Below are 17222 nucleotides of genomic sequence, written 5' to 3' on the forward strand. Positions count from 1 at the left end.
TACTTACACTCGTACGTTCTGTTTTGGACCTTTCGGTCCCTGCAAGGAACCTTTAAAAACTGGCGGAGCAAACGGGTCAGTTTTTAGAGATCCCCTCTGTTTGATATTGCGCCGGGTTGGTTCCCGGCGCAGCATCTTGCTCTTTTTATGCGCCGCGTTGCAGCAGCATTGACTTGATATGACCGATTGCACGCGTCGGATTCAAGCCCTTAGGACATACACTGACACAATTCATAATGCTATGGCAGCGGAAAACACTGAAAGCGTCGTCCAGATCATCCAAACGTGCTTCAGTTTCCGTATCACGACTGTCGATCAGGAAGCGATACGCTGCTAACAGACCTGCCGGGCCAACAAATTTGTCAGGATTCCACCAGAACGATGGGCAAGATGTCGAGCAGCAGGCACACAGGATGCACTCGTACAAGCCATCCAGTTTTTCCCGCTGTTCCGGCATTTGCAAGTGCTCACGCGCCGGTGGATTCTTACCGTCATTCAACAGGTAAGGTTTGATCTTTTCGTACTGGGTATAGAACTGCCCCATATCGACCACCAGATCGCGCACCACTGGCAGACCCGGCAGAGGACGAATGACGATTTTGCCCCCTTTCGCGTTTTGCAGTGCAGAAACTGGAGTAATACAGGCCAAACCGTTCTTACCGTTCATGTTCAAACCGTCGGAACCACACACACCTTCACGGCATGAGCGACGGAAAGACAGTGTAGGATCTTTTTCTTTCAGCTGAATTAGCGCATCCAGCAACATCATGTCCCGGCCTTCTTCCGCTTCCAGGGTGTAATCCTGCATGTGCGGCGCGTTATCGACGTCCGGGTTATAGCGATAGATTGAAAATTCGAGTCTCATTGTCCGATCTCCGCAATTAGTAAGAACGCACTTTCGGCGGGAATGCCGGGCGCAGTTTCGGCTGCATGTTCACCTCACGGCGAGTCATGCTTTCCGATTGCGGCAGATACAGCGAATGGCACAGCCAATTGGCATCGTCACGTTCCGGGTAGTCGAAGCGGCTATGCGCGCCACGGCTCTCGGTACGGAAGTTGGCCGAAACGGCGGTGGAATACGCGGTCTCCATCAAGTTATCCAACTCCAAGCACTCAATGCGCTGGGTGTTGAACTCGCTGGAAGTATCGTCCAAACGTGCATTCTTCAAACGCTCGCGAATCACTTTCAACTCTTCCAATCCTTTCGCCATCGCATCACCTTCACGGAATACCGAGAAGTTATGCTGCATACAGGATTGCAGTGCTTTACGGATTTCGACCGGATCTTCGCCAGAACGGGTGTTATTCCAACGGTTCAAACGATCCAAAGAGGCTTCAACGTCAGACTCGCTGGCATCACGGCTATCGCCCTGCTCTGCCAGAGATTCCTGCAAGTGCAGACCGGCAGAACGACCGAACACCACCAGATCCAGCAACGAGTTACCGCCCAGACGGTTAGCACCGTGCACCGATACGCAGGCAATTTCACCCACGGCGAACAGGCCAGGGATAACCACATCTTCGCCTTTCTCGTTCACCGTCAGCGCCTGACCGGTCACTTTGGTCGGAATACCGCCCATCATATAGTGGCAAGTTGGGATAACTGGGATCGGCTCTTTGACCGGATCGACGTGCGCGAAGGTACGGGACAGTTCCAAGATACCCGGCAGACGGGATTCCAGAACCTCTTTACCCAAGTGATCCAGTTTCAGTTTGGCGTGTGGACCCCACGGGCCGTCACAGCCACGACCTTCACGGATTTCGATCATAATCGAACGCGCAACCACGTCACGACCCGCCAGATCTTTCGCGTTTGGCGCATAACGCTCCATGAAGCGTTCGCCATGTTTGTTCAGCAGGTAACCCCCTTCACCACGGCAACCTTCGGTAACCAGAACCCCAGCACCGGCGATACCGGTTGGGTGGAACTGCCACATTTCCATGTCTTGCACTGGCACGCCAGCACGCAACGCCATACCGACACCGTCACCGGTATTAATGTGGGCGTTAGTGGTAGATTGGTAAATACGGCCTGCACCGCCAGTGGCTAAAATGGTGGCTTTGGCTTTGAAATACACCACTTCACCGGTTTCAATGCAGATAGCCGTCGTCCCGACCACCGCACCGTCTTGGTTCTTCACCAGATCCAGCGCATACCATTCAGAGAAGATGGTGGTGTGGTTTTTCAGGTTTTGCTGATACAGCGTGTGCAACAACGCGTGACCGGTACGGTCAGCCGCAGCAGCGGTACGCGCCGCCTGCTCACCACCAAAGTTCAGTGACTGACCGCCGAACGGACGCTGATAAATGCGACCATCATCCAAGCGGGAGAATGGCAACCCCATGTGTTCCAGTTCCAGAATCGCTTCCGGGCCGGTTTTACACATATATTCAATGGCGTCTTGGTCACCGATGTAATCGGAGCCTTTCACCGTGTCATACATGTGCCATTCCCAGTTATCTTCGTGGTTGTTACCCAGCGCAACGGTGATGCCGCCCTGTGCAGACACGGTATGGGAACGGGTTGGGAAAACTTTGGATAGCAGAGCACAAGTTGAGCCTGCTTGAGAAATCTGTAGTGCTGCGCGCATACCTGCGCCACCTGCACCGATAACAACTGCATCAAACTCTCTGACTGGCAGTTTCATTTTACGCACCCCACACAACGATTGTTCCGTACAGCAAATAGACCAGCAGCGCGACGACGATCGCCAGTTGCAGAATCAAGCGTAATGCCAGTGGCTTGATATAGTCCGTCAATACCTGCCACATACCGATCCAGGCGTGAACCAGAATCGACAGCAAAGTCAGCAGAGTGAACACTTTCGTAATGGAGGTGGCGAAGAAACCGCGCCAGATTTCGTAGGTGATGTCCGGAGCTGTAGCAACAAAGCCCAGGATATAGAGAACATACAGGGTGATGACGATGGCGGAAGCACGCAGTAACAACCAGTCGTGTACGCCGTTACGTCCTAATGCCGAAACATTGCTTACCATACCAGGACTCCAGCCAGAATTGACAGCACGACGGTCAGACCGAACGCCACTTTGGCAGAACGGGTACCGGCAGCTAAACTCTCTTCGATATAGCCAAAATCCATTAACAAGTGACGAATGCCACCGCAAATGTGATAGGCCAGCGCAGTGAGGATCCCCCAGAAAATAAATTTCACGAAGAAACTATCCATAATGGCAGCCGCTTGCAGGAAGCCCTCTTGGGAAGAGAGAGACAGCCCCAGCAGCCAGAGGAGGATACCCACGGCAACGAAGGTAATTACGCCAGAAACGCGGTGTAAGATGGACGCTATCGCAGTTACGGGAAATTGGATCGTTTGTAGATCCAAATTGACAGGTCTTTGTTTTTTCACGGTTTTGCCCACACAGCTCTTATTATTTTCCTTCCTCCGGGCCTGGGTGGGGATCAGACAGCGTTGAGAGCCAAAACCCTCGCACTTCACGCGCTCAAACATCAACATCCTCTGTGCTTAAACGGCGCATTGTTATATATCTGATGAATTTTAAGTTGTGCCTTAAAAAGTAAAAGATATAACGCTGGGTGCTCCTACTTCAGGGTAATCCGGAGACCTGGCGGCAGTATAGGAGGTTCACATTCCCATTACAATTCCCATACAATCTGTTTAGTCACATTTCCCTTGAACAGTGATTCCGATCACGGTTTTCACAATTTATACAAAATTAATTATCTGATTTGACAAGAGATCAACAATTACATTACAAATAGGGTAGCAAACAGCCCTATGATGCGCTACCGGTCCGCAGATACACTTCCCCCTACGCTTAAGTTATGCAACAGTGTATTTGGTTAAAATCCTCAAACACGTCGTAGGTAATGATTAACAGAACAATCGAATCGTTAACAACTGAGCCACTCATCTGGTTAGCACTCTGTACCCTACTCACGCTTTTGCGGCGTCGCTCACAGAGTTAGCGTCTGTTCTATTTTTTGCAGGCAACCGGGAGAGATTTAAGGTATTTCAGTTGTTATATATTTAAAAATAAGGCGAAGGAGACTGTAAATGACTGATAAGAAAGCGACGCTAACGATCAATAATGGCGAAGCTCAAATTGAGCTGGGTGTACTTACCCCTACCCTGGGGCCAGATGTTCTGGATGTCCGTGCTCTAGGTTCCAAAGGTTATTTCACGTTCGACCCCGGCTTTACCTCTACCGCTTCTTGCGAATCCAAAATCACCTTTATTGATGGTGATAAAGGCGTTCTGCTGCACCGTGGCTTCCCAATCGAGCAACTGGCAAAAGAATCTTCCTATCTGGAAGTGTGTTACATCCTGCTGTACGGCGAGACCCCAACTGCAGACCAGTTCACAGAATTTCAAACTATCGTTACCAAGCACACTATGATCCACGATCAGATCACCCATCTGTTCCGTGGCTTCCGTCGTGACTCGCACCCAATGGCGGTGCTGTGCGGCGTGACTGGTGCTTTGGCTGCCTTCTACCACGATGCGCTGGACGTTAATAACGAGCGTCACCGTGAGATCACCGCGTTCCGTCTGCTGTCTAAAATGCCGACCGTGGCAGCGATGTGTTACAAATATTCCATCGGCCAGCCGTTCGTTTACCCACGTAACGATCTGTCCTACGCTGGTAACTTCCTGCGTATGATGTTCTCTACGCCGTGCGAAGAATATGTGGTGAACCCAGTGCTGGAGCGCGCGATGGATCGTATTCTGATCCTGCACGCAGACCACGAACAAAACGCATCAACCTCAACCGTGCGTACCGCTGGTTCTTCTGGTGCTAACCCGTTTGCTTGTATCGCCGCAGGTATCGCTTCCCTGTGGGGGCCTGCGCACGGTGGTGCTAACGAAGCCGCACTGAAGATGCTGGAAGAGATCCAAACCGTTGAACACATTCCAGAATTCATCAAACGCGCCAAAGACAAGAACGACTCGTTCCGTCTGATGGGCTTTGGTCACCGCGTGTACAAGAACTACGATCCACGTGCCACCGTGATGCGTGAAACTTGCCACGAAGTGCTGAGAGAACTGAACAAGAAGGACGACAACCTGTTGCAAGTGGCGATGGAGCTGGAACACATCGCGCTGAACGACCCGTACTTCATCGAGAAGAAACTGTATCCGAACGTCGATTTCTACTCAGGTATCATCCTGAAAGCGATGGGGATACCGTCTTCCATGTTCACCGTCATCTTCGCTATCGCCCGTACCATCGGCTGGATTGCTCACTGGAACGAAATGCACGACGACGGCATTAAAATTGCCCGTCCGCGCCAGTTGTATACTGGCTACGCCGAGCGTGAGTTCAAATCCCAAGTGAACAACAAGTAATCGGCTTTAAACTTGACTGCGCCGCCCAATGGGCGGCGTTTTTATTGGTTTAATGCGTCGCGCCACCCACTACTTTCAGATCGTGCTCTACCTGCAGCGCAATAGATATTGCCAATTCCAGCGCAAACAGCACCGTTGAAGCCGCCATACTTGGGGCTCCGGGATGCACAGCTGCCTGTTCTGGTAAGTACGGAATATGAATAAAACCGCTCTTGATGTCAGGCCGTTCGCGTAAACGATGCAGTAAACCGTACATCACATGGTTACAAACGTAGGTGCCTGCGGTTTGCGATACTGAAGCCGGAATTCCCGCCTCGCGCATCGCATTCACCATCGCTTTGATCGGCAACGTACTGAAATAAGCCGCCGGGCCATCAGCAACAATCGGTTGATCGATCGGCTGCTGCCCTTGGTTATCAGGAATACGCGCATCATCGACGTTAATCGCTACCCGCTCCAACGTGACATCTGTACGCCCACCGGCTTGCCCTACCGCCAAGACCATCACCGGTTGAACGTCATCGATAGCGGTATCTAACGCTTTCAACGCCTCACCGAACACACAAGGCAACTGGCGCGCCACAATACGTGCGCCAGCCAATTCCAGATCGTTTAACTGCTTAACTACTTCCCAAGAGGGATTAACGTGCTCGCCACCAAACGGCTCAAAACCGGTAATCAAGACCTTTTGCATCATTTCTCCTACAGGAACATCAGGAAATACAACAAGAACACGTTAACCAACAGCAATAATACGCCTGTCGGGATTTGCGCCTTGATCACCGCGTTCTTGTCCGGCAGCTCCAATAACGCCGCGGGGACAATATTAAAGTTAGCCGCCATTGGTGTCATCAGGGTGCCGCAATAGCCAGAGAACATGCCGATCGCCGCCATCACCGCCGGATTCCCACCGTGTTGCAGTACCAAAATTGGAATACCAATACCGGCCGTCACGATCGGGAAAGCAGCAAACGCGTTACCCATCACCATCGTCAGCACCGCCATACCAATGGCGTATACGGCAACGGCAATGAAACGGTTATCCACCGCCAGATATTCCTGCGTTAAATGCGAAATCGCCGTGCCCACACCCGCGACGGTGAACAATAAGCCTAACGTCGCCAGAATCTGCGGCAAAATAAATGCCCAACCAATGGAGTCCAACAAACGGCGCGCTTCTTGGATCGGCTGTGCTACGGTCTCGTGAGTCATTTTCACCGCGATGATCATCCCCAATACAACTCCGCAGGCCATGGAGAACAGAGTGATCAACGTGGAATGGTTTCCTGCACCAAACACCGCATTTTGCAACGCCGGAATATTGTTGAACAGCAATACGCCAACTACCGTCACCACCGGGATCGCCAGTGCGGGGATAAACAGCTTGTTACCCAACCGCTTGGCGCTGGCTTCACGTTCTTGCGGAGTACGTTGATGGTAGCTGCCCAAACGCACACCGCCGAAACCGGCAATCAGCGCCATCACCACCACCAGCAAGCCGATCACGATATGCAGTTGACGTTTACCTTCCGCTCCACCACCGAACAGTGCGTAAGTCCAATCTCCGACTAAAAAGATCAGACCATACAGCAGCCAAAATAAGCCAGTAGTAATACGACGCGGGTTAGCACGATCGCGAAATGACATCACGGCGATAATCAGCAACACCACGCCAGCAAGCCAGTAGAGATATTGTTGTTGGAAATTCATAGCCCTTCTCCCTTCGCTTGCAGTGCCGCTTGGTTTAACTGACTCAGTTCAGCACTGAGTTTTTTGTCCAAACGATAGAGACGGAACGAGTGGATCAGGAAGGCAAAGATTGCGGTTGGAATACCCCACAACGCGATGTGCAGCGGCTCAGTCTGAATGCCGCCGGATTCCAACATAAAGTTATGCATAAAGATAATCGCCCCGAAAGCGACAAAGATATCTTCACCGAAGAATAAACCTACGTTATCAGTGGCGGCAGACATCGCACGTAGGCGATAGCGCACATCATCCGGCACGTCGCCATAACGGTTTTCGGTAGCCCCTTCCGCCATCGGTGCTAACAGCGGGCGCACCATTTGCGGATGTCCACCGAGGCTGGTCAGCCCCATTGCGGCGGTAATTTCACGTACAAACAGATAGACGATCAGCAAACGGCCAGCGGTGGCGCTTTTGATCTTAGCGATCCAGGCCTGTGCTCGCTCTTTCAAGCCGTGGCGTTCTAATAAGCCAATCACCGCTAACGGCAGCAGCAAGATCAATGGCAGGTTACGAGTATTCAGAAAGCCCTCGCCGAGTTTTTCCAGAATGGTTGCGAGCGGCATCAAGGCCGCCAACCCGGTGATAATACCGGCGGCAATGACCACCAGCACTGGGTTAAAACGTAAAACAAATCCGACCACGATGGCTGCGATGCCAATCAGTGGCCAGAGGTTAACCGCCTGTTCCATAAACGTCCCCTAGATTGTTGTGTTTGCTGTAATCATTATTTTTATTCTGCGCTTACCGTAATACCTTCAACGGTAAAACTTTCACGCAATTTGCGGGCATACGCCAACGCATGTTCACCATCACCATGCAGGCAGACCGTTTCGGCCTGAACGGCGGACCATTTTCCTTCTACAGTACGAACCCGGTGATGACGCACCATTTCCAATGTTTGTGCTAACGCATCTTGGTCATGGGTAATCAATGCTCCCGGCTGGCCACGAGGTACCAAAGTCCCATCAGCCTGATAGCCACGATCGGCAAACACTTCCTGCCGTGTCGCCAGCCCTAGTTTTTGTCCTGCACGGATCAACTCACTCCCCGCCAATCCCACCAATCGCAAGGCGGGATCAACAACCTTAACCGCTTGAGCGATAGCTTCTGCCAGTTCAGGTTCGACGGCGGCTTGGTTGTACAACATGCCATGCGGTTTAACATGCACCATGGTGCCACCTTCGGCGCGAGCAATCGCCGCTAACGCACCCAGTTGATAAACCACCTGCGCATAGACCGTTTCTGGCGCAAGTTGCATCCGCGTGCGGCCAAAGTTTTCCCGGTCCGGGAAACTAGGATGTGCACCAATCGCTACCCCATATTGCAGTGCCCAACGTACCGACTGGCGCATCGTTTGCGCATCACCCGCGTGAAAACCGCAGGCAATATTGGCAGAACTAACCAATTGCAGCAGTTGTTGGTCGTTGGCACAGCCTTCGCCGAGATCGGCATTCAAATCAACGATCATCTAGCCCCCAGGCAACCTGTTGGATAAAGAGATCCTGCTCGGCTTTAGCACGTTGCGCTTGCGCCAGTGAACAGGGAACAAAGTGGATGAATTCGCCTAAACGAACTTGCGCCAAATGGAATAGATCGGCTTCGATCACGCAGGCAATACGTGGGTAACCGCCGGTAGTTTGCGCATCGGCCATCAATACAATCGGCTGACCATTATGTGGCACCTGTATCACGCCCGGAATCAAACCGTGTGAGAGCATTTCGCGTTCAGTCGTGCGTTCTAACGCCTGACTACCGTGTAAACGATAGCCCATGCGGTTACTTTGCGGGCTGAGTTGCCAAGCGGTACGCCAGAAGTTTTCTTTGGCTTCTTCACTGAACTCGTCATATTCCGGCCCTGGCAAGACACGAATACGATTGTTGAATAGCGGTTGTTTCACGCCACACACGCGATTAGGCAGTGAGGTCGATTTCCCTACTGGCAGACGATCGCCATCTTTTAATAATCGCCCTTCAAAACCCCCAAATGCCGCTTTCAGATCGGTACTGCGCGAGCCCAACATTTCTGACACCGCAATACCGCCGGAGATCGCCAAATAGCTCCGCATACCGCGTTTTGGCATCGCCATGGTTAATTTTTGACCTTGTTTAACGCGGTAGCGCCAACCGGTCCACAGCGGTTTACCCTCTAAGTGCGCATCACAACCGGCGCCGGTCAGTGCAATCCAACCTGACTGGGTAAACTCGCAAGCAAACTGCCCAAGCGTAATTTCCAAACCCGCAGCATTTTCCGGGTTGCCCACCAGCAAGTTGGCGATTTTCAAGGCAGGAATATCCAGCGCACCACCTTGGCTGATGCCCAAACGACGGAAACCGTTGCGACCAAGATCTTGAATAGTGGTGTAAATACCGGCACGCAAAATATTCAGCATACGCCCTCCCGTTGCGGCACAAAGCGCACGTTATCGCCGGGACGTAGCAAGGTTGGCGGCATTTCATGAGGATTAAATAATGCGAGCGGTGTACGGCCAATAATCTGCCAACCACCGGGGGTAATCAGTGGGTAGATACCGGTTTGACCACCGCCAATCCCCACCGAACCTGCGGCTACCGCCAAACGGGGCTCAGCACGACGCGGGGTTGCCAATTTTTCAGGCATACCGCCCATATAGGAGAAGCCGGGCTGGAAACCGAGAAAATACACCACATAAGCCGCTGAGGAGTGACACTCAACTACCTGCTTTGGCGTCATACCGGTATGACGGGCGACCTCTTCCAGATCGGGGCCAAATTCACCGCCATAAATCACTGGAATATCAACGTCACGTGATTCCAGCACTAAACTTTCTTTGCTTTCCCAGCCTTGTTGCAACAAAACCAATATCGCTTCGGCATCGGCTTGTGGGGTATGTAGCAATAACGTCAGGTTATTCATCCCCGGAACCACTTCCCGCACGTCAGGATGATGATTCAATTTTTCTGCCAATGCCCAGATTCGCTGCTGGCTTAGCAACGTCACGGGAGGCGTTAGTTCTAGTACTACCGCTCTTTCACCCAACAGGTAACATCGCGCTTGTTGCACTTGCACTATTCATCCTCCTTATTATTACACATGGAAACATCCAGTTATGCGCGAGCCAGCGCTGGCTGTCAATAGCGCAAAGTTAGTAAAAATAAGGCATTAGAAGTAGAAATGGCTCAAAAACATGAGCCATTTGAAGGGGATTTAGGCGGGATTGGGGATATCGATAAAGGTTACTTCAAAACCGTGTTGCTGCGCTAACCACTCGCCCAGCGCCTTCACACCGCCGCGCTCGGTTGCATGATGCCCAGCAGCGAAGAAGTGCACCCCCATTTCCCGCGCGGTGTGAATGGTTTGTTCAGAAACCTCCCCGGAAATAAATGCATCGACACCAAAACGGGCAGCACTGTCGATAAAACCTTGTCCACCGCCAGTACACCAAGCCACGCGACGAATCTGCATTGGCGCATTATCGCCACAGTGTAATACCGCGCGCCCTAAACGGTTTTCGATGCGTTGTTGCAGTTGGCTCACCGTCAGCGGTTGCGCTAATTCGCCGTATGGCACTAGCGGCTCGACTTCGCCAATCACTTCAATTTCTAACGTTTTGGCCAATTGCGCGTTGTTGCCTAGCGTTGGATGCCCATCCAGCGGCAGATGATAACCGTATAAATTAATGTCATTGGTTAGCAGCGTTTTCAGCCGATTACGCTTCATACCGCACACCACGGGGGCTTCGTTTTTCCAGAAGTAACCATGGTGAACCACTATAGCGTCAGCCTGTTGTTCAACGGCTGCATCCAACAACGCTTGGCAAGCGGTCACGCCCGTCACAATACGCTGCACTTGCGCGCGGCCTTCCACTTGCAAACCGTTCGGCGCGTAGTCCTGGAATGCGGCGGTATTCAGCTCGCTATTAATCAGTTGTTCCAGTTCCAGGTTGTTCATCATGTCCTCTCTTCAAATCAGAATTGTTGTTGATCGCCTTGCTGCATGAAAATAAATTTCACACCCAGAGAGTTACCTTGCTCAAGCTGCTGTTTGATAACCGTACCCACATCCTCGCCCTGTTTTAAGCTAGGCTTGATATGACTAATCACCACCGGTAAATCTTTAAGTGAACCGGCTCCACCACTGTATTGCTCCAAATTTTTCAGCTCTTTCAGCAACCATTCTGGTGTGAGATGCCCAAACAGTTTTTTGTCGGTCACGCCGTTAGGGTATGAGGTTTCGATAATCATCCCCTTCAATTTCTTCTGCTCAATCAACGGCCCCAAGACTCGCCAAATAGCATCCAAATTACGTGACTGCTCCACCGCATCCGGGCCGGTGTCACCAAAATAAGCGAAGCTATCTTTACGATCGGCAATCAGCACCATAGAAGAAGGATAGCGATCGTGACTCAGTGGGTAAACCACGCCACTCAATCCAGTGGTACCGAAGGTGAAACGTTGTTGTTCACGCACCGGTTGCAGACGATAGGTTCCGAGGCGAGCGCCGTTGCCCGAGTCGGTAAAGTTCGGCCAAGTTTTCCAATTGAAGTAATGATTACGCAGCGTGCCGACGGTATCTGCGGTGGCGTAAATGGTTTTTTTATTGTCTTCTGGCGAGCCGATCACCAAGCCAGCAACATGATCAAGATGGGCGTGACTAATAAAGTAACTGCCGATCAACTGACGGAAGACATAACCTTGCGGGGTATAAGGCGCGGCCAATTCTGGCGTCACCTGCGGGAAACTGCCTTTTTCCAGCCCTTTGCTGATGCCTGGCAATAGCGAACCCGCATCCAGCGCCACGTATTGTGGCTGATTATCGCTGCGGATCAGATAGGACGTCAGATTGTCGTCACTCACGCCACCACTGGTACCTAGCGCGACCACCTCAAAACCGGCCATCGCCAATGCAGAATAGCTGCTCAGGCAAAGTGCCAGTATTTGTTTCATCATCGGGTTGCTCCTTCAACGAATTACTGCAGATCCTTTATTGTCGGGTACTTTTGCCAATCACGGCAAGCAATTAGCCTGCGCTACCTCCCAAAAACACAAAACCCTCGCCATAAGACGAGGGTTGGTAAGAAAACTAGCGTGGTTTAGAAGAAATCACCCGACGCCAATTCAGCCTGTTGCAGCCATACCGGTTTGTCGCTGGTTTTCGACCAGACACGGTGTAAATAGCTGTAAAAACGGGCACGGTCGCTGCGAAACAGCATCACCGGTAAAGCCAAAACACCTGCCAGAATCACTGCGCTGCGGCGCAGGAGAATCCGATGCAGTGGATAAGCGTGGTACATAGACATGCGAACCTCCCTATAAACGCCGTGCGACAGAATCACTGTAACGCTGGCGTATCAAATTAAATAAGACAAACTGGAAACTGGGCAAAATTTTACCGCATTGGCTGAAAGTTTACCACTCATCAGACCACTAAAGCGCATTAAAAAGCACAAAAAAATACCACTCGCTGTAATTTTGTTACGATTGCGTTAAATGACAACCTATCATTATTAACACTATGGTTTTTATATTCCATTTACCCCATTCATCCGCAAAAGAACCGTTAAAACAACCCAAACCACGCCAATTTTTCCTGTGAGCCCAACCATTTTTATACTTTCTTTACGCCAGCCATCCCCTTTTTAACATTTTCTTTCCATACGCTTCTTTACACTTTGTTTATCAAAAATCACACCTCTGGAGGTGTCCCGTGAGTTTAAGCGTTATTGGTGGTGCGCTGTTGGTTGTACTGCTGTTGGGCTATCTGGTTTATGCCCTATTCAATGCGGAGGATTTCTAATGGCTGCTTCAGCCTTTCTATTAATTGCCAGCTTCCTGCTGGTACTGCTAGTGCTAGCACGACCGCTTGGTAGTTTTTTGGCGCGTCTGATTGAAGGGGAACCTCTGCCCGTTTTACGGCATGTGGAGAGAGCGGTTTGGCGTTGCTGTGGTAACGACACCGCAGAAATGAACTGGTGGCAGTATGCGCTGGCGATCTTGTGCTTCAACATACTCGGTTTGTTGCTGCTGTTTGCGCTGTTGATGTCTCAGGCTTCCTTACCGCTCAACCCGGAAGGCTTGCCAAATCTGTCATGGCACTTGGCGCTAAATACCGCAGTGAGTTTTGTCACCAACACCAACTGGCAGGCTTATAGCGGCGAAAGCACCTTGAGCTATTTCAGCCAGATGGCTGGGTTGGCGGTGCAAAACTTCCTGTCTGCCGCGACCGGTATCGCCGTAGCGTTTGCGCTGATCCGCGCCTTCGCTCGTCGTTCTAGCGCCACTATTGGTAACGCTTGGCTCGATATCTGGCGCATTACCCTTTATGTACTGCTGCCAATCTCGCTGCTGATTGCGCTGTTCTTTGTCAGCCAAGGTACTTTGCAGAACTTCTTGCCGTACCTGCATCTGACCACATTGGAAGGCGCACAACAGACGCTGCCGATGGGGCCAGTCGCTTCTCAGGAAGCCATCAAAATGCTGGGGACTAACGGCGGTGGCTTCTTTGGTGTTAACTCGGCGCATCCGTTCGAGAACCCAACAGCGTTGACCAACTTTGTGCAGATGTTAGCCATCTTCCTGATCCCTTGCGCACTGTGTTTCGCCTTTGGTCAGGTCGCCGGTGAGAACCGTCAAGGTCATGCCTTGATTTGGGCGATGGGGCTGATCTTTGTCGTCGCCGTCGTGGTGGTGATGAACGCCGAATGGGCAGGCAATCCACACCTGAGCGCACTAGGCAGTGCCAGCAATATCAATATGGAAGGTAAAGAATCCCGCTTCGGTATTCTCGCCACCAGCCTGTATGCCGTGGTCACTACTGCCGCGTCTTGTGGTGCAGTCAACGCCATGCACGACTCCTTTACCGCGTTGGGTGGCATGGTGCCCATGTGGTTGATGCAGATTGGCGAAGTGGTGTTCGGCGGCGTGGGTTCTGGTCTGTACGGTATGTTGCTGTTCGTATTACTGACCGTATTTATCGCCGGGCTGATGATTGGTCGCACACCAGAATATCTGGGTAAAAAGATCGACGTTTACGACATGAAGATGACCGCACTAGCGATTCTGGTGACGCCAACCTTGGTATTGCTGGGTTCGGCACTGGCGATTGCGACTGATGCAGGGCGTTCAGGTATCCTCAATCCGGGTGCGCATGGCTTTAGTGAAGTGTTGTATGCACTGTCTTCTGCGGCTAACAACAACGGTAGCGCCTTCGCTGGTTTGAGCGTCAATACGCCGTTCTACAACCTGCTGCTGGCCTTTGCCATGTTTGTTGGACGTTTCGGCGTGATCTTGCCGGTGCTGGCGATCGCCGGTTCACTGTGCCAGAAAAAACGCCAGCCTGCGGGCAACGGCACTCTGCCAACCTATGGGCCGCTATTCATTGGTTTGCTGGTCGGCACCGTGTTGCTGGTGGGTGCATTAACCTTCGTTCCAGCGCTGGCGCTGGGCCCGGTAGCCGAGCATTTACAGCTCTGGTTGGCAAACTGAGAAACGAGAAGAGAATATAAAGATGACTCGTAAACAACGTGCGCTGTTTGAACCGGCACTGATGCGTACCGCGCTGATTGACGCGCTGAAAAAACTGGACCCACGCACTCAATGGCGTAACCCAGTGATGTTCGTGGTGTATATCGGCAGTATCCTGACTACCATTATCTGGCTAGCAATTTTGGCTGGTCAGGCCGAGGGCAATGCCGCCTTTACCGGCAGTATTGCGCTGTGGTTGTGGTTTACCGTGCTGTTCGCCAACTTCGCCGAAGCATTGGCAGAAGGCCGTAGTAAGGCACAGGCAGAAAGCCTGAGAGGCACCAAGAAAACCAGTTGGGCGAAAAAACTGGCGAGCGCTGACCGTAATGGTGCAACCGAGAAAGTCTCGGCAGAAAGCCTACGTAAAGGTGACATCGTGCTGGTTGAAGCTGGTGACACTATTCCGTGCGACGGCGAAGTGCTGGAAGGCGGCGCCTCGGTGGATGAAAGCGCCATTACTGGTGAATCCGCACCGGTGATCCGTGAATCCGGTGGTGACTTCTCTTCCGTGACTGGCGGTACGCGCATTCTGTCAGACTGGTTGGTAATTCAATGTAGCGTTAACCCTGGCGAAACCTTCCTCGACCGCATGATTGCAATGGTCGAAGGGGCTAAGCGTCGTAAAACCCCGAACGAGGTGGCGCTGACCATCCTGTTAGTGGCGTTAACCATCGTGTTCGTGCTGGCAGTCGCTACGTTGCTGCCATTCTCTGACTACGCCGTCACCGCGGCAGGCAGCGGTGCTGCCGTCAGCATCACGGTGTTGGTTGCGTTGTTGGTTTGTCTGATCCCAACCACTATCGGCGGTTTGTTATCTGCCATCGGTGTTGCTGGGATGAGCCGGATGTTGGGCGCTAACGTGATCGCCACCAGCGGGCGTGCGGTCGAAGCCGCTGGTGACGTTGACGTACTGCTGCTGGATAAAACCGGTACCATCACGCTGGGTAACCGTCAGGCTTCTGAGTTCCTCCCTGCCCCCGGTGTGAAGGAACAAGAGCTGGCTGACGCCGCGCAACTTTCTTCACTGGCGGATGAAACGCCGGAAGGCCGCAGTATCGTGGTACTGGCGAAACAGCGCTTTAACCTGCGTGAACGCGATTTGCACGCACTGAACGCCACCTTTGTGCCCTTCTCTGCTCAAACGCGCATGAGCGGTGTGAACGTGCAGGATAGGATGATCCGTAAAGGTGCGGTTGATGCCATTCGTAAGCACGTGGAATCCAACAATGGTCACTTCCCACAGGCTGTGGACGATTTGGTGGCAAGCGTCGCGCGTACCGGTGGGACACCGCTGGTGGTCGCCGAAGGTCCACGGGTGTTGGGTGTCGTTGCGCTGAAGGATATCGTCAAAGGCGGGATCAAAGAACGTTTCGCCGAGATGCGCAAGATGGGCATTAAAACGGTGATGATCACCGGGGATAACCGTCTGACCGCCGCCGCCATCGCAGCCGAAGCCGGTGTGGACGATTTCCTATCAGAAGCCACACCGGAAGCTAAACTGGCGCTGATCCGCCAATATCAGTCCGAAGGTCGTCTGGTCGCCATGACCGGTGACGGTACCAACGATGCTCCAGCGCTGGCGCAGGCCGACGTTGCGGTAGCGATGAACTCAGGGACTCAGGCGGCGAAAGAAGCCGGTAACATGGTCGATTTGGACTCCAACCCAACCAAGCTGATCGAAGTGGTACACATCGGTAAGCAGATGCTGATGACTCGTGGCTCGCTGACCACGTTCAGTATTGCCAACGACGTGGCGAAATACTTCGCCATTATCCCGGCGGCGTTTGCGGCAACCTATCCGCAACTGAACGCGTTGAACGTCATGCACCTGCATTCACCGTCTTCGGCCATTATGTCGGCGGTTATTTTCAACGCCTTGGTGATCGTGTTCTTGATCCCACTGGCATTGCAAGGGGTGAGCTATAAACCGTTGACCGCTGCCGCTTTGCTACGCCGTAACCTGTGGATTTATGGTATGGGCGGGCTGTTGGTGCCCTTTATCGGTATCAAGCTGATCGATCTGATATTAGTTGCGCTGAATCTGGCCGGTTAAGATTACGAGGAAATGATAATGTCTTATTTACGTCCTTCATTGGTCATGCTGATTTTACTGACGCTGATCACCGGTATCGCTTATCCGCTGCTGACGACCGGATTGTCACAACTGTTGTTTAGCGGTGCAGCTAACGGTTCACTGCTGTATCAAGAAGATAAAGTGGTAGGCTCCGAGTTAATCGGTCAGAACTTTACCAAGCCAGAGTATTTCTGGGGGCGTCCGTCCGCCACCGCCGAAACACCGTATAATTCGATGTCTTCTGCCGGTAGCAACTTGGCGGCTACTAACCCAGCGCTGGATAAAGCTATCGCCGAGCGAGCAGCCTTATTACGCCAAGCGAACCCATCGATGAAAGGGCCGATCCCGGTTGACCTGCTCACGGCTTCCGGCAGTGGACTTGATCCGCAAATCTCAGTCGCAGCAGCGCAATACCAGTTGGCACGTGTCGCTAATGCTCGCCACCTACCACCGGAGCAAGTGGCTAAACTGATAACAGAGAATACCGATCAGGCCACACCGAGCTTTATTGGTGAACCTGCGGTCAATGTGTTGAAGCTGAATTTGGCGCTCGATGCGCTGAAATAACA

The 17222-nt window shown here is 52.2% G+C and carries 18 protein-coding genes; 5 read left to right on the forward strand and 13 right to left on the reverse strand.

All coding sequences use genetic code 11. The annotated features are described in order from the left end of the window. Nucleotides 1-145: 145 nt before the first annotated feature. The 4 genes from AC3ISQ_RS15665 to sdhC are packed head-to-tail and all read right to left on the reverse strand — an operon-like array spanning nt 146 to nt 3380. Complete coding sequence (locus AC3ISQ_RS15665; RefSeq protein ID WP_489347966.1) at nt 146-865, reverse strand: succinate dehydrogenase iron-sulfur subunit; 720 nt, start codon at nt 863-865, stop codon at nt 146-148. A 16-nt stretch (nt 866-881) separates the two neighbouring features. Further along, nucleotides 882-2648 (reverse strand): succinate dehydrogenase flavoprotein subunit, encoded by a 1767-nt coding sequence (gene sdhA, locus AC3ISQ_RS15670; RefSeq protein ID WP_489347968.1) that lies wholly within the window; start codon nt 2646-2648, stop codon nt 882-884. Nucleotide 2649: 1 nt separating this feature from the next. Further along, nucleotides 2650-2997: a succinate dehydrogenase membrane anchor subunit gene (sdhD, locus tag AC3ISQ_RS15675; protein WP_489347970.1), complete on the reverse strand. Its 348-nt coding sequence runs from the start codon at nt 2995-2997 to the stop codon at nt 2650-2652. Further along, nucleotides 2991-3380: a succinate dehydrogenase cytochrome b556 subunit gene (gene sdhC, locus AC3ISQ_RS15680; protein ID WP_489353325.1), complete on the reverse strand. Its 390-nt coding sequence runs from the start codon at nt 3378-3380 to the stop codon at nt 2991-2993. Before sdhC ends, sdhD begins: the two co-directional genes overlap by 7 nt. Nucleotides 3381-4037: 657 nt before the next feature. Between sdhC and AC3ISQ_RS15685 the strand changes: the two genes are divergently transcribed. Continuing rightward, complete coding sequence (locus AC3ISQ_RS15685) at nt 4038-5330, forward strand: citrate synthase (RefSeq protein ID WP_489347972.1); 1293 nt, start codon at nt 4038-4040, stop codon at nt 5328-5330. A gap of 49 nt (nt 5331-5379) precedes the next feature. On the opposite strand, the gene pcp is transcribed toward AC3ISQ_RS15685, so the two are convergent. From pcp to AC3ISQ_RS15730, 9 genes are all read right to left on the reverse strand, one after another. Next, entirely contained in the window at nt 5380-6024 is a 645-nt protein-coding gene (pcp, locus tag AC3ISQ_RS15690; protein ID WP_489353327.1) for a pyroglutamyl-peptidase I, read from the reverse strand. Between the two features lie 8 nt (nt 6025-6032). Continuing rightward, a complete protein-coding gene (locus AC3ISQ_RS15695; protein ID WP_489347974.1) occupies nt 6033-7040 on the reverse strand; it encodes a DUF979 domain-containing protein in 1008 nt (335 codons plus the stop codon). Beyond that, complete coding sequence (locus AC3ISQ_RS15700) at nt 7037-7768, reverse strand: DUF969 domain-containing protein (protein WP_489347976.1); 732 nt, start codon at nt 7766-7768, stop codon at nt 7037-7039. The genes AC3ISQ_RS15695 and AC3ISQ_RS15700 overlap by 4 nt, the downstream gene beginning before the upstream one ends. A gap of 41 nt (nt 7769-7809) precedes the next feature. After that, complete coding sequence (gene pxpA / locus AC3ISQ_RS15705; RefSeq protein WP_489347978.1) at nt 7810-8547, reverse strand: 5-oxoprolinase subunit PxpA; 738 nt, start codon at nt 8545-8547, stop codon at nt 7810-7812. Then, complete coding sequence (gene pxpC, locus AC3ISQ_RS15710) at nt 8537-9469, reverse strand: 5-oxoprolinase subunit PxpC (protein WP_489347980.1); 933 nt, start codon at nt 9467-9469, stop codon at nt 8537-8539. Before pxpC ends, pxpA begins: the two co-directional genes overlap by 11 nt. Continuing rightward, on the reverse strand, nt 9463-10119 hold the full coding sequence (gene pxpB, locus AC3ISQ_RS15715) for a 5-oxoprolinase subunit PxpB (RefSeq protein WP_489353329.1): 657 nt from the start codon (nt 10117-10119) through the stop codon (nt 9463-9465). The genes pxpC and pxpB overlap by 7 nt, the downstream gene beginning before the upstream one ends. 144 nt (nt 10120-10263) lie before the next feature. After that, entirely contained in the window at nt 10264-11007 is a 744-nt protein-coding gene (locus AC3ISQ_RS15720; protein WP_489353331.1) for a type 2 GTP cyclohydrolase I, read from the reverse strand. A gap of 17 nt (nt 11008-11024) precedes the next feature. Next, complete coding sequence (locus tag AC3ISQ_RS15725; protein WP_489347981.1) at nt 11025-12005, reverse strand: MBL fold metallo-hydrolase; 981 nt, start codon at nt 12003-12005, stop codon at nt 11025-11027. Nucleotides 12006-12148: 143 nt separating this feature from the next. After that, nucleotides 12149-12355, reverse strand: coding sequence for a YbfA family protein (locus AC3ISQ_RS15730; protein ID WP_489347983.1), 207 nt, complete (start codon nt 12353-12355; stop codon nt 12149-12151). A gap of 407 nt (nt 12356-12762) precedes the next feature. Between AC3ISQ_RS15730 and AC3ISQ_RS15735 the strand changes: the two genes are divergently transcribed. From AC3ISQ_RS15735 to kdpC, 4 genes are read left to right on the forward strand one after another with little or no spacing between them, the layout of a single operon-like run. After that, nucleotides 12763-12852, forward strand: a complete 90-nt coding sequence (locus AC3ISQ_RS15735; RefSeq protein WP_489347985.1) for a K(+)-transporting ATPase subunit F — start codon at nt 12763-12765, stop codon at nt 12850-12852. After that, nucleotides 12852-14540 carry a potassium-transporting ATPase subunit KdpA gene (gene kdpA / locus AC3ISQ_RS15740; RefSeq protein ID WP_489347987.1) on the forward strand — a complete coding sequence of 563 codons (1689 nt, stop codon included), beginning with the start codon at nt 12852-12854 and terminating at the stop codon, nt 14538-14540. Before AC3ISQ_RS15735 ends, kdpA begins: the two co-directional genes overlap by 1 nt. Before the next feature lie 22 nt (nt 14541-14562). Further along, nucleotides 14563-16632, forward strand: coding sequence for a potassium-transporting ATPase subunit KdpB (gene kdpB, locus AC3ISQ_RS15745; RefSeq protein ID WP_489347989.1), 2070 nt, complete (start codon nt 14563-14565; stop codon nt 16630-16632). A gap of 18 nt (nt 16633-16650) precedes the next feature. Beyond that, nucleotides 16651-17220 (forward strand): potassium-transporting ATPase subunit KdpC, encoded by a 570-nt coding sequence (gene kdpC / locus AC3ISQ_RS15750; RefSeq protein ID WP_489347991.1) that lies wholly within the window; start codon nt 16651-16653, stop codon nt 17218-17220. Nucleotides 17221-17222: the final 2 nt, after the last annotated feature.

Source organism: Serratia sp. KH_031, assembly GCF_057839655.1.

Bases quoted from the DNA above. Each gene is read 5' to 3' on its own strand.
- AC3ISQ_RS15665 (WP_489347966.1), bottom strand. From the start codon at position 865: ATGAGACTCGAATTTTCAATCTATCGCTATAACCCGGACGTCGATAAC.
- sdhA (WP_489347968.1), bottom strand. From the start codon at position 2,648: ATGAAACTGCCAGTCAGAGAGTTTGATGCAGTTGTTATCGGTGCAGGT.
- sdhD (WP_489347970.1), bottom strand. From the start codon at position 2,997: ATGGTAAGCAATGTTTCGGCATTAGGACGTAACGGCGTACACGACTGG.
- AC3ISQ_RS15685 (WP_489347972.1), top strand. From the start codon at position 4,038: ATGACTGATAAGAAAGCGACGCTAACGATCAATAATGGCGAAGCTCAA.
- pcp (WP_489353327.1), bottom strand. From the start codon at position 6,024: ATGCAAAAGGTCTTGATTACCGGTTTTGAGCCGTTTGGTGGCGAGCAC.
- AC3ISQ_RS15695 (WP_489347974.1), bottom strand. From the start codon at position 7,040: ATGAATTTCCAACAACAATATCTCTACTGGCTTGCTGGCGTGGTGTTG.
- AC3ISQ_RS15700 (WP_489347976.1), bottom strand. From the start codon at position 7,768: ATGGAACAGGCGGTTAACCTCTGGCCACTGATTGGCATCGCAGCCATC.
- pxpA (WP_489347978.1), bottom strand. From the start codon at position 8,547: ATGATCGTTGATTTGAATGCCGATCTCGGCGAAGGCTGTGCCAACGAC.
- pxpC (WP_489347980.1), bottom strand. From the start codon at position 9,469: ATGCTGAATATTTTGCGTGCCGGTATTTACACCACTATTCAAGATCTT.
- AC3ISQ_RS15720 (WP_489353331.1), bottom strand. From the start codon at position 11,007: ATGAACAACCTGGAACTGGAACAACTGATTAATAGCGAGCTGAATACC.
- AC3ISQ_RS15725 (WP_489347981.1), bottom strand. From the start codon at position 12,005: ATGATGAAACAAATACTGGCACTTTGCCTGAGCAGCTATTCTGCATTG.
- AC3ISQ_RS15730 (WP_489347983.1), bottom strand. From the start codon at position 12,355: ATGTCTATGTACCACGCTTATCCACTGCATCGGATTCTCCTGCGCCGC.
- kdpA (WP_489347987.1), top strand. From the start codon at position 12,852: ATGGCTGCTTCAGCCTTTCTATTAATTGCCAGCTTCCTGCTGGTACTG.
- kdpB (WP_489347989.1), top strand. From the start codon at position 14,563: ATGACTCGTAAACAACGTGCGCTGTTTGAACCGGCACTGATGCGTACC.
- kdpC (WP_489347991.1), top strand. From the start codon at position 16,651: ATGTCTTATTTACGTCCTTCATTGGTCATGCTGATTTTACTGACGCTG.